The 17,320-nt window shown below is 60.6% G+C and carries 6 protein-coding genes; 1 reads left to right on the forward strand and 5 read right to left on the reverse strand.

Features of this window, described 5'->3' with window-relative positions; all coding sequences use genetic code 11:
• Positions 1-18 precede the first annotated feature (18 nt).
• The 5 genes from ACQR3R_RS08285 to ACQR3R_RS08305 all read right to left on the reverse strand — a co-directional run bounded on the left by ACQR3R_RS08285 (position 19) and on the right by ACQR3R_RS08305 (position 16,833).
• Entirely contained in the window at positions 19-1,608 is a 1,590-nt protein-coding gene (locus ACQR3R_RS08285) for a ShlB/FhaC/HecB family hemolysin secretion/activation protein (RefSeq protein WP_428271521.1), read from the reverse strand.
• A gap of 280 nt (positions 1,609-1,888) precedes the next feature.
• Complete coding sequence (locus ACQR3R_RS08290) at positions 1,889-14,383, reverse strand: filamentous haemagglutinin family protein (RefSeq protein WP_428271523.1); 12,495 nt, start codon at positions 14,381-14,383, stop codon at positions 1,889-1,891.
• A gap of 197 nt (positions 14,384-14,580) precedes the next feature.
• Positions 14,581-15,522 (reverse strand): FecR domain-containing protein, encoded by a 942-nt coding sequence (locus ACQR3R_RS08295; protein ID WP_428271524.1) that lies wholly within the window; start codon positions 15,520-15,522, stop codon positions 14,581-14,583.
• Positions 15,523-15,559: 37 nt separating this feature from the next.
• A complete protein-coding gene (locus ACQR3R_RS08300) occupies positions 15,560-16,105 on the reverse strand; it encodes a sigma-70 family RNA polymerase sigma factor (RefSeq protein ID WP_428271525.1) in 546 nt (181 codons plus the stop codon).
• Entirely contained in the window at positions 16,102-16,833 is a 732-nt protein-coding gene (locus ACQR3R_RS08305) for a TonB C-terminal domain-containing protein (RefSeq protein ID WP_428271527.1), read from the reverse strand. The genes ACQR3R_RS08300 and ACQR3R_RS08305 overlap by 4 nt, the downstream gene beginning before the upstream one ends.
• A 154-nt stretch (positions 16,834-16,987) precedes the next feature.
• Here ACQR3R_RS08305 and ACQR3R_RS08310 point away from each other — a divergent pair, with 154 nt between their 5' ends.
• Positions 16,988-17,320, forward strand: coding sequence for a hypothetical protein (locus ACQR3R_RS08310; protein WP_428271529.1), 333 nt, complete (start codon positions 16,988-16,990; stop codon positions 17,318-17,320).

A 17,320-nucleotide genomic window follows, 5' to 3' on the forward strand; every position in this document is an offset into this window, starting at 1 on the left:
AAAAATTACTCCGTAGGTTCAGAATGTCGCTTGCAGGTTGAAATGCAGGCGCGATTCCTGTTTCGAGGTGTTCGGCCCTTCAAGCAACGGGTAGCCCCAATCGAGGCTGCCGGAGAGCCATTTGCTCAAGCTTGCGCGGGTGCCGAGGCCGACACTGGCCAAGGCATAACTCGCGTCCTGATCGGGAAGTTCGTCGCGCAAGGACAACTGGGCGCCTTCGGCGAAGGCATACAAACGCCACTCCTGGACGTAACTGCCCACGTACTTGGCGAGGGACGGCGTGCGCAGTTCCTGACTCAGCAGGAACCCGTCATCGCCGGTGCGTTCGGCGGCCAGATAGCCGCGAACCGATGTCGCGCCGCCGGCGGAGAATTGTTCGTTGGAGACCAGCGGTCCGGAGGCCAGTTGAAACGCGGCTTTACTGGCGCTCTGCCAGTCGTTGCCAAACGTAAAGGTGTACGTGCTGTCACCCTTTAGCACGGCAAAACTGGGGCTGGCGCGGTAGCGTTTGTAGTCGAAATCTTCATCGGAACTGCCGTAGCCGAGAAAACTGCGCGTGCCCGCGACCAGGCTCAGGCCCAAGCCCAATTGCGAGTTTTCGGTGTAGCGAAAGCCGTTATAGGCAAAGGTGAAAGGCGCGTATTTGAGCGGCACCTTGTCGACGTCGCCGGAGAAATTCAGCTGCTCATCGAAGTCCTTGAAATCGACACCGGCTGACAGCGAGTTGGACCAATTGCCACTGGAGGGCAATGTGTAGATCGCCGACACACCATAGGAATGGCCCTTGCCAAGCACATTGCTGCCACCGATGGTCGCCACGTTGCTGTCGGACTGATAACCGGAGAACTGCACGCTCCAGCGCTCGCTGATGGGCGCGGTGTAGGCGCCCGACCAGACTTTGGCGTTGGAGGTGTCCTGCGGTGCAGTAAAGAACGTGAGGGAGACGCTGTGCCCCAGTTGCCACAGATTGTTGTAACCAAGGCTGGCGACACTGCGCAGCTTCTCGGTGTCGGCGCTGTAGTCGTTGTTCAGGCCCAGACTGGCTTGCCATGGGTTTTGGTCCTCAACCTGCAAGTCCACGTCCATGGTGCCCGGCCGTTGGCCCTCGCGCACCAGCGGCATGACCTGCCGGCCTGGGTTTTTGTTGAGCTGTGCCAGTTCGGTCTGGACCTTGGCGAAGTCCGGAACCTGGTCCTCTTGCAGCGCCGGTACGTGGTCACGGATCTCCAGTGGGGAATAGTGCTTGGCCCCCACCACACGAACCCGGCCGACCTTGGTTTCGCTTATTTGCAGATAGACGATGCCGTCCTCGACCTTCTGTTCAGGCAACTCGACAAACACCGATTGATAGCCGTGTGCCTGATACGCTTTTTGCAACGCATCGCGAGCGCCTTCTATATCGGCAAGGGCTTTTTGCGGACCGAGAAACGGATAGACCGCTTCTTCGATAGCCTGGGCATCGAGCACCGTATTGCCGCGAACAAAATACTCGTTCACATCGACCAATCTGGTCGGCGTCGTCGCATCTTCAGCGAACGTCGGCTGAGCGCTGACGGCTACCAGCAGCCCGCTCAATAGCGTCACCCGCGACTTGAAAAAAAGCTCCACACCACCCCCTGAGTTCGAAATACCGAAACCGTCTGCATCTCGCCATCGTCCGGAAAAGTTGCCTTGCGGCCCTCCTCAAGCACGTCACATAGGCATGACCGGGCTGGCGAAGTGCTACCGAACTTTTGTCATGAAAGCTTCATTCAAAGAATCGGATGAGCTGAATCCGGCCTGTGAAATCGCCGTCACCGGCAGAGGGTTTCCTAAAGGATTGGGGAGTGAAAATCGGGTCAAAAAAAGGGCGACCCGAAGGCCGCCCTCACTGCTGCTCAGGAGCGTATCAAAGCGTAAGGCTGCTCTTTTCTTCGTCCGTCAGTTGGCCTTCCACAGCACCGGTGCCGAGCACCTGCACCGGGCTGTCGGGGTTGTATACCGGCGTTGGCGCACGGCTCGCACCCTCACGACCGGGCACCAATTGCTCGGAACCAAAGCTCAATACCTGCACAGTAAACACCGAGGCCTGGTTCTTGCGTGCCGCAGCCTGTTGCTGGCGGGACATGTCTTCTGCCGCCGTAGTAGCCGAGGTGGCTGCGGAGCTGGCCGAAGTGATCGCACCGGTGTTGACCGACGCCGTGACCGGAATCCCCGACGACTTGCCCTGCACCTGAATGTTCGCGGCGTTGACCACTTGCAAGGCAACGATGTTGATGTTGCCCGACACCCGAATCCCCGCCTCACCGGCATCGATAGTGCCCAATGGCGCGATCAGATCGATGTCACCCGGCGCTACTTCCGGGATCGGGTTGAGCGTGGCGATACCCGCACCGGTGCTCGGCACGGTTGGTGACAGCGTCACGTTGCCCCACGTGTCGTAAACGCGTTTAGGCGGCGTGAACACCACGGTGGTTTTCGACCCCCGACCCGCGTTGATGTCACCTTCGGCGGACCAGCCAAGAATCCCGCCGCCAAACGTAGTCATGATTCGGCTCTGCCCCAGCAAAATGCTGCCTTCTGAGTACAACTGGATATTGCCGGTGCCTTGGGTCACGATCCCCGCCGTGGAGGGTGGTGCCTCACCTTCGACACCGAACACCTGACCACCACCGGGGGTGAGCATCTGGATGTCGCCACCAAACAGCGTCTTGATCCCGGCGCCGCCGTACAGGGTGATGTCTCCATCGTAGCGAATCGGATTACCCATCGGATCGGTGGTTGGGAACAACGCAGCAATTGCATTGCGACCTCGTATATAGCTGCCTTCGCGTGGGCCGTTCTGGTCGCTGTACTCCAGGCCACCGGCGCGCAACTCAGCGAAATACACCTGCCGCGCAAATACCGATTGCTCGGCACCCGGCAAGGCAGCGAAGAACGCTCGCGCCTGTTCTTCATCACCGCTGAAGCCATAGCCCAGGGTCAGCCAGGCTTGCAGCTCCTCGCTGTAGTTCTTCACCACTTTGCCCGGTTGGTCGCTGAGTTTCACACCGCTTGTGGCGAGGTTTTTCGGGTCCAGATAACGCGCAATGAAGCGTCCGTAATCCGGACCTTGCGCGCCCACGCCGGCCTGTAACACGACACTCGCGCCGGGGCGTTCATCGCCCGCCCTGAGTGCTCCGATGCTGGTGATGGTGGCGCGGTTTTCCATCAGGATATTGCGCCCCGCGTTGATCTCCAGGGTACCGGGGCCACCGATATCGAAGCTACTGTAGAGAATGTCGCGGCCGGCGAAAACCCGCGACACGTCGTTTGGATTGTCATGGATGAATAGGTTGCCCGTGGAGTAAATGTCTTCGTTATTACGGCTGAGCCCGTCCTTGGGCACCAACGTTGGCTGGCCGAGGTTGGTGCCTGAGGCCACGATATCGCGGCCGGCGAACATCCATACCGGCCCTGCCGCTTCGTACCAGGTGCGCTGTGAAATACGGAAATCAACTGTCTCGCCACTGCGCACACCCACCAGATCTCCATTCATGGCATAGAACCGCGCCGGCCCCTGCACCTGGCTCGAACCTGAGTAGCTGTTAGCACCGAAAGCAAACAATGGGTATCGACTATTGACGTCTGCTGCGACTCCATCACCGCTGGTGTTGGTCATGATGGGAAGGCTCGACACGTTATTTGCGTAGCCATTGAACGCGGCGGCAAACGGCGTAGAAATCGCCAAGGGGCTGGCGCCGGACTGGTTGATCGCGTACCCGCCCGCATAAATGGAATCACCTGCCAACAGTTCAAGCTGTCCGCCATTTGATGGCGCAAGCGTCAATGAATACCCGACGGCGGGGTCAGTGTTATTGAAGCCGAATGCAGCCGATTGCCCCGTATAAATCGACCCTTGAGCGGCTACGGCACGCAGGATCGAGGGCATGAGGAAACTGCCATCGGTGGGTGACGTATTGAGGCCTGGAGCAGGCCCTTGGCTGGTGGTTTCGGCCATTTGGGTATTGGGCGTAAGGTTGCCTCCTGCGGCGAACAGATCAATGGCGGTGTGCTCAGTCCACAACGAAAAGCTGCTCAAACCGCCGCCTGCGTAGGTCACACCCGCTGAGGTGGTAAACGGAGTGGAATTCTGCAAACGCACCCGGCCCGGGTCCGAGGCACCGCCAAGCACCAGATCACCACGGGTGTTGACGCGCATGCCAGAGTCACCGGGAATCAACACAAGGCCACCACTGGCGTTGCTGGCAGTCGCGGTGAATGGGTCGATCGAACGCACTTCCCGACGATCCTGAAACAGTGACGAAGCGCCGTATTGCAGGTTTATTCCGCCCACCGCGCCGCCAGTCAATTGCACTGCCCCTCGCAGGTTGATCAGCGCTCCTTGCAAGTCGTGCCGCGGTACGCCGGTGCCGTTAAGCCCCGCCCTGGCCTGGAGTGATGGGTTGAGCGTGCCGCCGACGCGGATGTCCATGTCACCACCACCGGTCAACTGCAGGCTGCCATCACTGGCTACCCGGCCGGTACTGCCCACGGCCACGATGAGGCCCTGGCCGCGAGGGTTGCCCGTAGTGTCGCCCATTGGCTTGAGCATGCCCCCGTCACCCCCCACGCGCAGGTTGATGTTGCCGCCACCCAGCGTACCGAAACCGGTGAAACCCACCATGTAAGGCCCGGTATCGCGACCGGAATCCGGCAATGGCTGAGTCGCATAACTGCCGAAGTTGATCCACCACGCTGTAGGCACATTGCTGTCGCCGTTGCCTTGGCGCCATAGCCAGTTACCCACCGCCACACTGGGTATCTGCTCTCGCAGCGGTGCAACTTGATTGTAGGGTCTGCGTCCCAGCACATCCCCGGAAACCGAGCCGCCGGCAAGCACCGTCAGGTTGCCCCCGCTCTGCGTGAACCAGGCTTGATAGAGGCTATCGCTGCCCCCGTCGACCCATTTTTCATAGTCAGTGCCGGCGCTGCCCAACACCGAACCGTCATCCGACAATCTGCCGCGAGACTGGTTGTAAACAGAAGCAACGTTACTCGACTGCGTGCCTGCGGTGTACACCCCAAACGGCGAATCCATGCTCAGGTTGCCGGCTGCCATCAGGTCCAGATCAGCGGCGCCGGTGCGCAATACGCTGAACATCTGTGTGTGTGACTTCACGGCGATCCCGGGATCGTTGTTCTGGCACATCGCGGGCTCTGAAACGCAGTATTGCGCCACCTCGGCATCGCTCATTGGCGTGCCTGCCGCAATACCGAGCCGGTTATCCGCCGCCCACGTCCAGGGCGCCATCGGGGCACAGTCATTGGGGTCGATTTCACAGAGGATCAAAAAGTCAACCGGGACCGCCTCAAACGCCGGGAAACCATATTGATTCGTCTCGCTCCACACCTGTTTTGCGGTGCCTGCGGTGACCTTCAAGCCATAGTGAGTATCTGCCAGCCGCAGATTGCCTTGCGCCGTTACCGGTTTCACCGCTCGGTTATCGGCCGCGTCAAGATCGCCTCCGGCCACCACACGCATCGACCAGGACGTACTGCCCGAAGGCAGCATGCTTGCCAGCGCCCAGTTACGACCCTGCTGGTTACCAGTCAGTGGGCGCAGGTCGATGTAAGACGTGCCATCGGCCAACACCACGTCCGTCATTGAAGGAATAAGCGAGCCTCGCAACAATCCCAACGAGCCGCTCAACTGTGTGCCAACGATGCGTCCGGTGTCCGGGTCGAACACGCCTGGCAAAGGCGCGCCTTTGGGCCAGCGCATGCCTTGCAAAGCGGTATTGCCGTTCAAGCGGATTCCCGCGCCCAGTTGACTGCCGGCCGGCACGGTCACGCTGTCACTCAAAAGCGTTCCTGCGGCGTACAACAGATTACCGGCGGCATCATGTACCGCGCCGGCCAGTACCGTGCCGGCGTTGAAGGTGTAGTCACCGGCCAGAATGCCCTGGACAGGTAACAAGGTGCCGCTGGCCAAGGTCGCGGCCTGGATCGGCAAATCGTAATTCAAGGTTGCGCCTGCGGGGTATTTAGTGCCATTGGCCAGCGTCACGCCAGCGCCAGGCACGATCAGGTCGCCACCAAACGGCTGCACGCCCGGCACCAATTTCCAACCGGTGTCATCCACGGTTTCCGGTGGTGGCGCGAAACCATCGTTGATGCTGCCGTAGATATCGAGGTTGCCACCCGCGCGAATCACCAGGCTGCCGGATTCGCCAGAACCGTAGGCCGAAGTTTTCTGCGCATGAGGGTTAAGACTCGCATAGCGGTAGCCGGACAAATCGAGATCGCCCTGCACCACCAGATCGCCGTCAGTGGTTTTGCTGGCGATTTCTACACCTGGCCGCAGATGAAATGCCTCGGCATAACTCGCGTTATTCAACCCAGCCAGTTTGCGTTGCATCAACTGGTTATTGGCCAAGGCAGAACTGATGAACGCGGTGCTTTCAACGTGAATACGATCAAGGTAGGCCTGATCGATTATCTGGTACGGGCGACCGCTGGCCGCCGGGTCGATGCCGTCGGCCGCATCGATATAACGCCGAGTGGCGTTGAGCCCGATGGAGCGTGCACCCTGGATGTTCAACGCGCCGCTGGCATCAATCGCAATATCACCGGCGCCCAGGCGCGCGGCGTTCAGTTCCAGCGTGCCACGCAATTGACCGTCGTACTGGCCGGGTAACTGACCTGTCGCGACGTCGGTGCCATGGCGCAAGTCGATTCGGGCACCGGAGCCCAGCGTCAATACACCGTCACCGGAACTCAGTTCGACGATGGCGCGGTTTGGTGCATCGATGATCTTGCCGTAACTGTCGACCCGCAACAGGCGACCATGGGCATCGAGCACGGCGTTGCCGGCCACGGTCAGGCCGTTCTTGGCGGACAAGCGAATACTGCCGACCCGCTCGCCACTGGCGTCGATCAGGCCAACGACCGAGAGGCTGCCATTGTCCACCGAAACATTGATCTCGCCGGCATTAAGGCCGTCGCCAATCACCAGGTTGCCCTGCTTGAGCTGGAAGCTGCGACTGCCCAAGACCTGGCCGGCGTTCAGGCGCTGGTTGAGGGCGGCAAATTCCCCATTCAAATCACTGCTGCTGCCCAGTTGTTGAGCGCGGATGTCTACGCCGCCAGCCTTGTAGGGCACCCAAGTACCGCCAGCGTCGTAATACCCGCTGCTGGCGCCCAGGATTTCACCCTGCAGGTCGACCACACCCGCTCCTGCGGCCAGTGCCACGGCACTGAGGTTGCCGGCCTGGTTGTTGCTGGCTGACACATCAATGCGCGAACCCCTCGCTTGGCGGATGTTGCCGTTGCTGCTGTAGAACGCCACGTCGCCGCCCCAACTGTATTTATTCACGTCGTAGAACGGCAAGGTGCGCCCGGCCATGTCGACATTAGCGGCATCGGTCAGGGTCAAATCTTCTTCGGCCTTGACCGTCAATTTGCCGCTGGCCAGGGCAATCCGGCCGTCCAGCACCACGGTGCGCGCCTCCAGGCTCAACTGAGCCCCCAAGGCATCGGCTGCCGAAGCCGCGCTACCGTTTGGCGCGGAGAGGTTCAGGCTGTTACCGGCCTTCAGCAGGTTGACCGATGCCGCTTCACCGGTGAGCAGTGGCGTGTACAGATTCAAGTTGCCGCCACTGTAGGCATAGCCGTTGACCGGATCGTAATCGCCCTGCTGTTCGTAAACCGCCAGGCTGCCCTTATGGTTTGCCGTGATGCGCTCGCTGGCATTCAGGTTGACGTTGGCAAAACCCAGCGCCAGACGATCGTTCTGATCAATGCCGTTGGGCTGCGGGTTCGGGCCGTAGCCGAATTCGATGCGCTGGGCCTGGATATTCAGGGTGCCGTGGCCTGTACCGGCACCACCACCGACCACTGTGCCCGGATCCTGAGTGGCACCGTTCCAGATCAGGTTGGTGGTACGGATGGTTGCTGTGTCGTTGGCATTGCCGAGGCCATAGAGTGCCGGAGCGCCGAGCACCAGGTTTTGCAGTTTGCTCTTGCCGGTGAGCGGATCCAGGGTGTCGAGGGTGATGGTGCCGAAGAAGTTGAAGGCGTCGCGCACTGTCAGGCTCAAGGACTCCAGCGCTGGCGCACCAAACTGGGTATCACCTTGCAACAACCGATCAAGCACGTTCTGGTTCAGCGTCAAACCGGCAGGCACACGGTTGCCTGCCGCCGCAAGCGCTTCAGCGCTGCCGGCGTTCACCGCCCCGACTGCCAGACCCAAGTGTCGCGTACCGAAACGCACGCCCTCGCCCAACTCAAACTGATTGTCGGTGGCGGCGGTTATGCTGCCATTGGAGTAAAGCAACGCCGGGTTACTGCACGCCGTCGTCGGGCACGTGCCGATTCGAATGCTGCCTGCGCCACCTGCCTCCGGTGCCAGGACATTGGTCCAGCCGTTGGATACCACCAGCAAGCTGCCCTTCCCTGGCTCATAGACGAAACCGTCCGTTGAGTCATAGGGTACATCGCCGCGTCCAAGCGTATTGATGCCAGCTCCGGCCTCGATGGTAATGCCGTCATAAATGCTGTTTGTGCGCAGCAGAACTTCCGGTGCCGACAGTATCGCGCCCTCGCGCAGGGTAATACTGGCTGTGCTGCTGTAGAACTTGATCGAGCCGCCCTCAGTCCCGTAGTACACGGTCGGGACCGCGCCGATAGTCAAGCGCCCGGCATTGAGGTTATTCAGGGTTTCGGCGTACAGCGAGACCCCGCTGAACCCTTGGGTCCGAGATTGCCCGGCGCCCAGAATTTCAAAATTGCCCCCGCTATTGCCACCCAATACAACTGCAGTGCCCGTTACGCCTCCCTCGGCGGGGTTGAACAACACTTTTCCATCGAAATTCAGGGCGATGTCCTCAGGCCCACCACTGGCCAGGTGCAGCGTCAGGGGTTTGCCGTCCATGGGTGCCAAGGCCCGTGGCACACCGCGACGTGCCGCATCGCTATACACGAATTGGGTGAAACCCGTTTCGTTGTACTGGGAATAGCGACGCAAAACGTCGGCCGAGGTCAGGATGACCTGGCTGGCGAGGCTGCTGTGCAACCCCGTGTTGGCGATCGACATTTGCCCGGAACGGGTCCATGAACCGTTGCGCATTTTCAACGCGCCATCGACCGTGCCCGTGGCCTGACCGTTCACCTCGACCCGAAACGCGCCGGGCAACAAGGCAAAGGTCGACGGCAGTAACGTGTAAGTGCCGGCCGCCAGGCCGGGCACACCGGCACCGATAGTGATCTGCTGACCAATACGCGGGTCGACAGCGCCGCCTTCCGCCAGCATCGGCGCGTAGGCACTCTGGTTGCCGGGAACAATCGCATAGACCGGGTTGCTGGCAAGGCCCGGAAGGCTGAACGTGCCATCACTGGCATTGCGCACCAGTGGGTTGAAGCGCGCATCGGTGGAACCCCCGCGCCCAGAGACAAAACCGGCCCCTCGCAAGTCGCCACCACCGGACAGATCAATGACTGCGCCGCTTTGCACATCGACGAATTGCCCGGTCAGGCTGACGCCGTTCAACTCACCGGCAATACCGTTCAAAATGACTGACTTGCCGTTGTAGCGATAATCGATGCCGTCGGTAGTGCCGCCATAAGGCATGACCAGCCCAGCACCGCTGACCGACGTCAGGCTGCCGGGAAGTACATGCACTTGCTGGGTTTTACCCAGGGAATCCTCGCCCAGCGAGATCCATCCCAATGGTGCGCGGACGACACCGCCTTGTTCGACTATTCCGGCGGTTAGCACCAGGCTGCCAAATACCGAATAAGGCAACGCAGCAGGCGCCGCACCATGACTGCTGATGCGTAAGGTTCGTTCGAACCCCGGGACAGGAACAGCGGCCTGATACCCGGCACGCACATCGGCTTTTACATCACTGGCTGGATAGATTTGCGCGGCTCGCAGGTGCATGTCGCCGGCCGTCCACAAGCGTGTCTTCTGTTGTTCATCGGTTTGCGCCAGGAAGCGCATGTCGCCGCTGCTGTCGAGGGTGACCAGGTCAAAACTACGGCGACTGAGCGCCACGGCCGGCCCATTGAGTTGCGTCACCGTGCCCTCTGTACCGAAAGACAAGGTATTGCTCAGGTCCAACAAATTGGCCGTCGCGTTGAACTGCGCGGCCGAAAGAACCGTGGTCGGATTGCTCATTACCCGTGGCCGGTAACGTCCGTCAGTCGCCAGGTTAGCCCCCATCCCGGACAGCCGTAGGTAAGGCGCGGACAGGTTAATCCGGGCGTCGTTTTTCGAACCCTCAGCCAATGACAAGGAGCCGGTAAACAGGCTCAGGCTTTGATTCATGTGCAGGTCGACATCGCCGTCGAATGTCAGCAAGCCGTTGCTCAACAACGTGAGGTTGTCGAAACCGCCCGACATCAACTGTTCGGCACTCAAGCGAGCGCGACCGTAGCGCAGCATCGGTGCGGCTTCACCCGCTCGCAAATCCTCCGGCAAGGCTTCACCCGGTCCTTGGCCGATGATCATTTCCCTCGGCGCCCGCACCTCGTTCGTGGCTTGAGCCGACAGGTATAAAGGCGTTTCCAGCGCGATGTCCAGACGACCGCCAGCGGCCCCCAAGCCACCTGCCGCGGCCCGCAGATTGCCCTCGATAAACAGGCCGTTGTAGGAGCTCAAGGAGATTCGCCCACCGTCCGTGGCCACCCGAGTGCGGCCCTGTCCGCCGATATCCAGCACCGCCTCGGCACCGGAAGCCTCCAGGCGTGCGCCGTTGCGAACAATCACATACGCATCTGCCGAGATGGCACTGGCCTTCTTCGAATCTATCTCGCCTCCGATGATGATGCTGCCGCCCTTGGCGACCTGGCCATAGGTGCGTCCCAAAGCGTCAATGGCCGTGTTGGCGCGCCCCGCGACATCCAGTACTGCGTGTTCACCCACCCAAATCGAACGGTTATGAGCCGTCGGGTCTGCGGTCTGGATCGAGGTTGCGGCATCAATCGCAGCGAACTGTTGCTGACGAATATCGATCGTGCCGCCCCAGGCATTGAGTTCACCGTCGACCGTAATCTGTCCGGGGCTGCGCAGATTGATGCGCTGGCCGGGGTCGACGCTGATGCGCGAACCTTGGCCGATGGTCAATGCGCTGGTTATCGGGACAGCCGCACTGATCAGGTCAGCGCCGGCCTGCAATGACAGGCTCGCCCCAGCCCGCTGGGTCAACACTCCCTTGATCGGGTTTTCCTGGAACAGTGGCGGTGTCCATACTTGAAGTGCTGTGCGTGGATCGATACCGCCAGGTTGATTCGGTGCCGAGTCGGCGAAACGATAGACTGGCATCGACACGTCGATCACTGTCTCATCCGCTACCTTCAGACCGTTCAGGCCCACAATGTTGTAGGCCGAAAAGCCTGTGTTGAACAGGCTTGGTGCCAGGAGCAAAGCGTGGTCTGTAACAGAGTCACTCGATGCCGAGATCAACACCTTGTCGGCCTGGATCGCCAAGGTTCCGCCACCCGTGACGCCGTAGCCACGGAGCTCGCCTTCGAGGGTCAATCTAGACTGGCCAGACGTTGCAAGCGCATTCGACTCAAGGCTAATGTCCCCGCCCTTGCCGCCTCGGGTCTTGCCATTGGCCAGAACTGCCGCGCCGGACGACACGTCTACCAGGCTGCCGTTGGCGAGGCTGACATCACCGCTGCTGCGAATCGACACCAGGCCGCCGTTGATGTACGCCAGGCGGGTTACATCCTCCGGGTTGTCGCGCAGGTTGCTCCACACGCCACGGGTATCAAGCTGAACGCCCTCGGCTACCGTTACCCTGATTGGCTTGCCCGATTGCGCCGGTAGCTGGGTGTCGGCACGTTTATCCCCGACAATCTGATTTAACACGTTGCCTAAATGCAGGCTGCCACCGCGCGCCAGCAGGTCAGCGCGCACCTGCACGTCCGGGGCGTACAAAGTAATGTCACCACCGGTGTCCACAGCCACTGCGTCGTTGACGTCGATCCGGTCTTTGGCTGCGACCTTCAATGCACCAAGTTGCCAACCATTGAGCTGGTTGGTGTCTAGAAACAGCTTGCCTTTGCGTGCGTCGGACACCGCGTCGATCAGTCCGCCAGCCGCGACCTCGTCCGGATGTTCGCCACCGATCACAACCTGATCAAGGATCGGGTCGAGTCGATACAACAAGCCTGCGGATGCCGCAACCCAGGTCGGGTCGTAATGGCCGACAATCAACTGGGCCCGGCGCGCCATGGCAGTCTGGGCCTGGGCATAGCCGTCGAGCGCGACGCGAGGCGCCTGGTTCTGGCGCTCACCTTGAAAGACATCGCCCAGCAACTGCCCGTCCAGTACCGCGTTGCTGCTGCCTATTACCAGTTGTCCGGCATCGCGCCCCACGGTGTAACCTGATTCGAAGCGTCGGGTCGGTGCAATCAGCGGATTATAGTAAAAACTGCTTTGGCCCCAACGCTCGCTACGGTCCTCATAACCCTTGTAGAGCCCGCTGTAAAGAATGTCGCCAGGTGCCCGTGATACCTCGTACAAACGGCCATCAGCGCCCCGCAGCCAGCTCTGGCGGATAAACCCGCTCTGGACATCCAGGGTGCCGCCGGACAGGTTGATCAACGAGCCCTTTTCTGTCACCACATCGTTGCCGGTAAAACTGACGGTACCGCCCTGCGCCATCCACTCGCCAATACTGTGCCCCTGGGTGCCCAAATACCCGCCCACTTCCAGCAAGCCACCGGCGGTGTACCAGCGGTCAGTGGCATAGCCATTGGTGCCGGCAGGTACGAAAATCAGCTCACGCACATCAACCCACATGTCGTTGCTGTTCAGGGCGCCGCTCTCACGGTTCACCGACGCATCGCGCTGCTCGTTACCCTGCACGCTGATCTTGATGTTATTGGCTTCCATCGCCACGTTCACGCCAATGGCCCCGGACACATCGATTAACGCGCCGTCACGCACCACACTGCGCAGTCCGGCCGCTACCGCGACCTGTCCGCCAGTAGCAACGGTAATAGAACCGTTCTGAAATTCGACAGTGCCACCGCTGCCGATGTCGACGCGCGACTGATCGCTGCGGATGCGGTTGTTGACGTTCACCGCAGACAACGCGGCATTGTGCTGACTGTCCAGCGCCGTGACGTCGCTGCTGTCGAGAAGGATGGCGCTGACGCTACCCTGGCCGAGGGTCACGCTGCCCGTGGTGTCGGTCGCCGGGTTGAGCAAATGCAGGGTACCGCGCGTGTTCACCGAGGTACTCGCCAGCAACACGCCGTTTTGCTTCACCTCATGCCCGGTCAGCGTGATGTCGCCGGTCGCGGCCTGAATCAACCCGCTGTTGCTGACCTTACCCGAACCACCGGGCTTGAAACCTGGAATGACCTCGCTGCCGAACGTGGTGGAAAACCCGTTGCCGGCGGTGCCCGAGCCTTTGCGAATGTAAAACCGGTCGCCTGCGCCGAGTACGGTCTGCCCCTTGGCTGTAATGATGGTTCCTGCGTTCTCCACCTCATTGCCCAGTAGCAAGGCATAGCCACCGGAGTCAGTCGACAGTGTCGGGCTGCGGGTTTCAATCCGTGCGCCACGTTCCACCAACACTGCGCCGGCAGCCTCGGTAAAGGTCGGCTGGCTGGCGCTGCTGTCGTAGTAAAGGCCCCGATCGCGGAACTGGATGTCAGTAATGTTCGCTGCCGCAGCCACCAGATTACGCACGTTGACCTGGCTGGTTGCGCTGAAGACGATACCGTTGCGGTTGACCAGCATCACCGTGCCGTCAGCTTTGATCTGGCCCTGGATCTGGCTGGGGCGCGCAGCGGGATCATTGATCCGGTTCAGGACGGCCCAGTTCGACTGCTGGGCGAATTCCACGGTGGTATTGCGCCCGACGTTGAAGGTTTCCCAGTTAAGAATGGCCTTATCGGCCGTCTGCTCGATTTTTACCAGAGCCTTGCCATCAGCCTGTGACTGCTGCGGCCCTTTGGCGTTTTGCCAGCCTTGGGTCAGGCCAGTATCGACTTTCAGGCCTCCCTCGCCGATGCCGTCCGGCACGAACTGAACGGTGGCGAACGCCGCTGCCCGCCCTGCGGCCTGCGCGGCCTGCTGTGCTGCAATGGCCGCGACGGTGTTGTTCAGCGTTTGTACCGAGCGCTGCAACTGTTCCCGGGCACGTTGTTGCTGTGCCAGTGGCGGTGTCATGCCAGGCAACGCACCGCCAGGCCGCGCAGCCGCCGCTTGCTGCGCCGCTCCCTTGGCTGCGAACCAGCTGGAACTAAACGCCGTTGCCGCCTCGGCGCTGCCCGCCATCAGGCACAACGCGATGGCTTGCGCCAATGGCTTGAGCAACCACAGCGCAGGCTCCGCCGAGCGAACGGCGTCGGTGCGTAGAGGCAACGATTGGGTATTGCGACGGGCTTGGCGAGCGAGCATCACTACTAGGTCCTTTTCGATTGGCGCAAGAGGCCGCAGGCCGTGTAGCACCTGCTGTTACGGCTTAGGCGGTTGGCGAGGGTCAGGACCGAACGGATGTCACACAAACTTCATGATCGGGGAGTAGCAAAAGAAATGGCAGCGCATGGCAAATACCAACCCGTTAAAGGCTGCGCTGTCACTGTGGCGAGCCGAGTTCAACTCAAGACCACGACCCCACCCGGCAACTCGGTGCACTTGGCCCCGTAGGCATCACGAATCAACAATGCCACGCCCGCCAGTTGGTCAAGCCTGAAGCGGGCCTGAACCTTGCGTTGCCCAAGCTCACGGTTAAGCAGCAACAGCATGCCAGGGCGGTAGCGGTTGATTTCATCGATGACCTGGCTCAGGGTCGCGTCGTTGAACACAAGGACCTGCTGACGCCAGGCGATCACCGGCGACGTGTCGACCGCTTGAGTGGCGCTGACGTGCTGGGGGTCATAGGTCAACTGTTGGCCCGATTCCAGGCGAATCTGGCGGTTTTGCACGTCCACTTGCAGTGCACCGCCAAGGCAGGTGATGCACACGTGGTGATCAATATTGCGCAGGTTGAAATGTGCCTGGCTCGCGCTTATCCACCCGGCTCCGGCCCGCACCTTCAAAGGCACGTTCTGTGGGGCGTGCACTTCGACTTCACCACTGAGTAATTCAATACCCTGACCGCCATCGGGCCATTGCCGCCGACTGACGCGCGTCTGGGTATTGAGCTCCAGACTGACACCATCGTTGAGATCGAAGCGGCGCTGTTCACCCACCGCGGTGGCGTAGTCCGCACCGATTCCAGAAAAACCTCCCGGCACGGTATTGCGCACCAGAAAGAACGCCGCCGAGGCCGCCACGGCACCACCGAGAAATGCCCTGCGTCCAAAATGCCGTGGAGCTTGTAAGGCCTCGGCCGCAGGTATCAGGCCTTGCCACAGGGCTTTGCTGTGCTCAAAAGCCTGGGCATGCTCGGTACTTTGCGCGCACCACTGGCGCAACGCCGCCGCATCGGCAACGGTGGCTCGGCCCGACGTCAGCAAGACCAGCCAATCGTGGGCTTCACTTTGCAGTTCGGCATCAGGTGACGGCGTGGATGATGGAAAACGAAAGATATTCAAGCGCTCAGGTTCTCACACGTTAATCCGGACTCTTCTATCAAGACGGTTTTCCCGCGCCGGGACCGAACCGCTGAATCACTTTTCTTTCCAGTCGGGCCGCGCAATGCCCCAAAGCGGCCTTGATCTCTTTCTCGACCATGCGCGTGGAAATACCGAAACGTTGGGCGATGTCCAGATGAGGCGCTTCCTCCAGCCGCGCGGCAATAAAGATCTTGCGGCGACGCGCCGGCAGCTCGTAAAGCGCCTTGAGCAAGGTTTGTATCTCTCTCTGCCCGCCCACTACCCGCGCCGGATCCAGGGCTTCGTCAGAGACTTGCAACAGTTCCTCGACTTCGCTGCCGGTCAGCAGACGCGCATCGGACTGCCGGCGGTCGGCAGCGATGTTCAGCGCCATTCGGTACAGGTAAGCGTTGGGCTGGGTGATGTTCAGCGGTTCGATCATGCGATCGACCCGCAGATACGTTTCGTGCAAAACATCATTGGCGAGGTCTTCACAACCAAGACGCCGACGCAGACGCATCTTGAAATCGTCGTAAGAGGTCAGGAACAACCTGACCATCGAACTCTGTCCACTGTCTTTCATGCCCCGAAGGCTCCTTCCTGCTGCATGCAGTCCATGCGTTTTCCTGGCAAGTCCGGTACTAAAAGCAACGTCACTGGCTGGCGCACCGAGCTTGGCGGCGCCCGTTCTATCTTCAGGTGTTGCACGATTTCCACCAGCGCCGCATCGCGCTCAACATCGCCGCTGGACGTCACCAGGCGGCTATGTTGTACCGCGCCATCGCGGCCAATCCATAACTGCAGCAATGCCCGAAAAGTACCGGGACGGGTCAAGGTCGACCCACATAAACGACGCTCGATAGCCGATTGAATCGCCGCTGCATAACTGTTACTGGCCGGGTTCGCGCCACTGGAGGCAAAGCCTTTGGGCAATGGCACTTCGCCGACCTGTGCCACTTGCAAGGTCACCGCATCGGCACGGGAATAACGGGCCATCAGCCCCGTGCCGGTGAGCATCAGGTTCAAACCCTGGGCGGCACTGAAACGGCCCTTGACCCCCAGAGAACGTCGGCCAAGGGTCAATTGTCGGTCCACCAGCACCGCCATACCGCTGTCACGACTGAAAGCTTGCAGCGCGCCGGTCAGTTCCTGGGCAGGAATATCGAACACTATCGGCACGTCGCCAGACCCCGCATGTGCCCGGGCAAGCATCAGCCACATCGCAAATGCGAACAGACAGGCCTGGCGTACCCAGTAATGAGCACTGCGCACTGAACCCCGATACCGATGGCCGGTTGTGCCTCGATGCACGGCTGATGCACCCCAGAAAACCGTCATCCTGAGGGCTGTATATGACTCTGTTGTGACGGTCGCTGCAAAAAAAGCATCACGGGGCCATCATCGACTTTGCACTAGACTCAAGCGGCATAGCGGCCCTATCTTGCGGCCGGCCAGGAGGCAGATGATGAAGAGTATTTGGCCGTTGGCAGCCAGTTTGCTGCTGGTAACCGGGATGCCTGCAGCACAGGCGGAACAGTCCGAAGGTTGCATGGAAGTGAGCGTGGCCGGTTACAAGGCGCCAGATTATGGGTGCCTTGGCCAGCAAATGGGCAGCAACACCAATGGCGCAGCCGCCGATGAGCGCAATCAGGCGGCAATCAACGGAGCACTCAACAAAAAAGCGCCAAATCAGAAAGGCCTGGCCACACCCGCCGCGACCAGTGTGCGCATGGGCAATACGTTCGGCACCTCGGCCAAACCTCAGCGCCCGGCGGTGAACAGCAGTACGGCACCTTGA

Source organism: Gordonia sp. IEGM753 (assembly GCF_050321825.1).
GTDB lineage: Bacteria > Pseudomonadota > Gammaproteobacteria > Pseudomonadales > Pseudomonadaceae > Aquipseudomonas.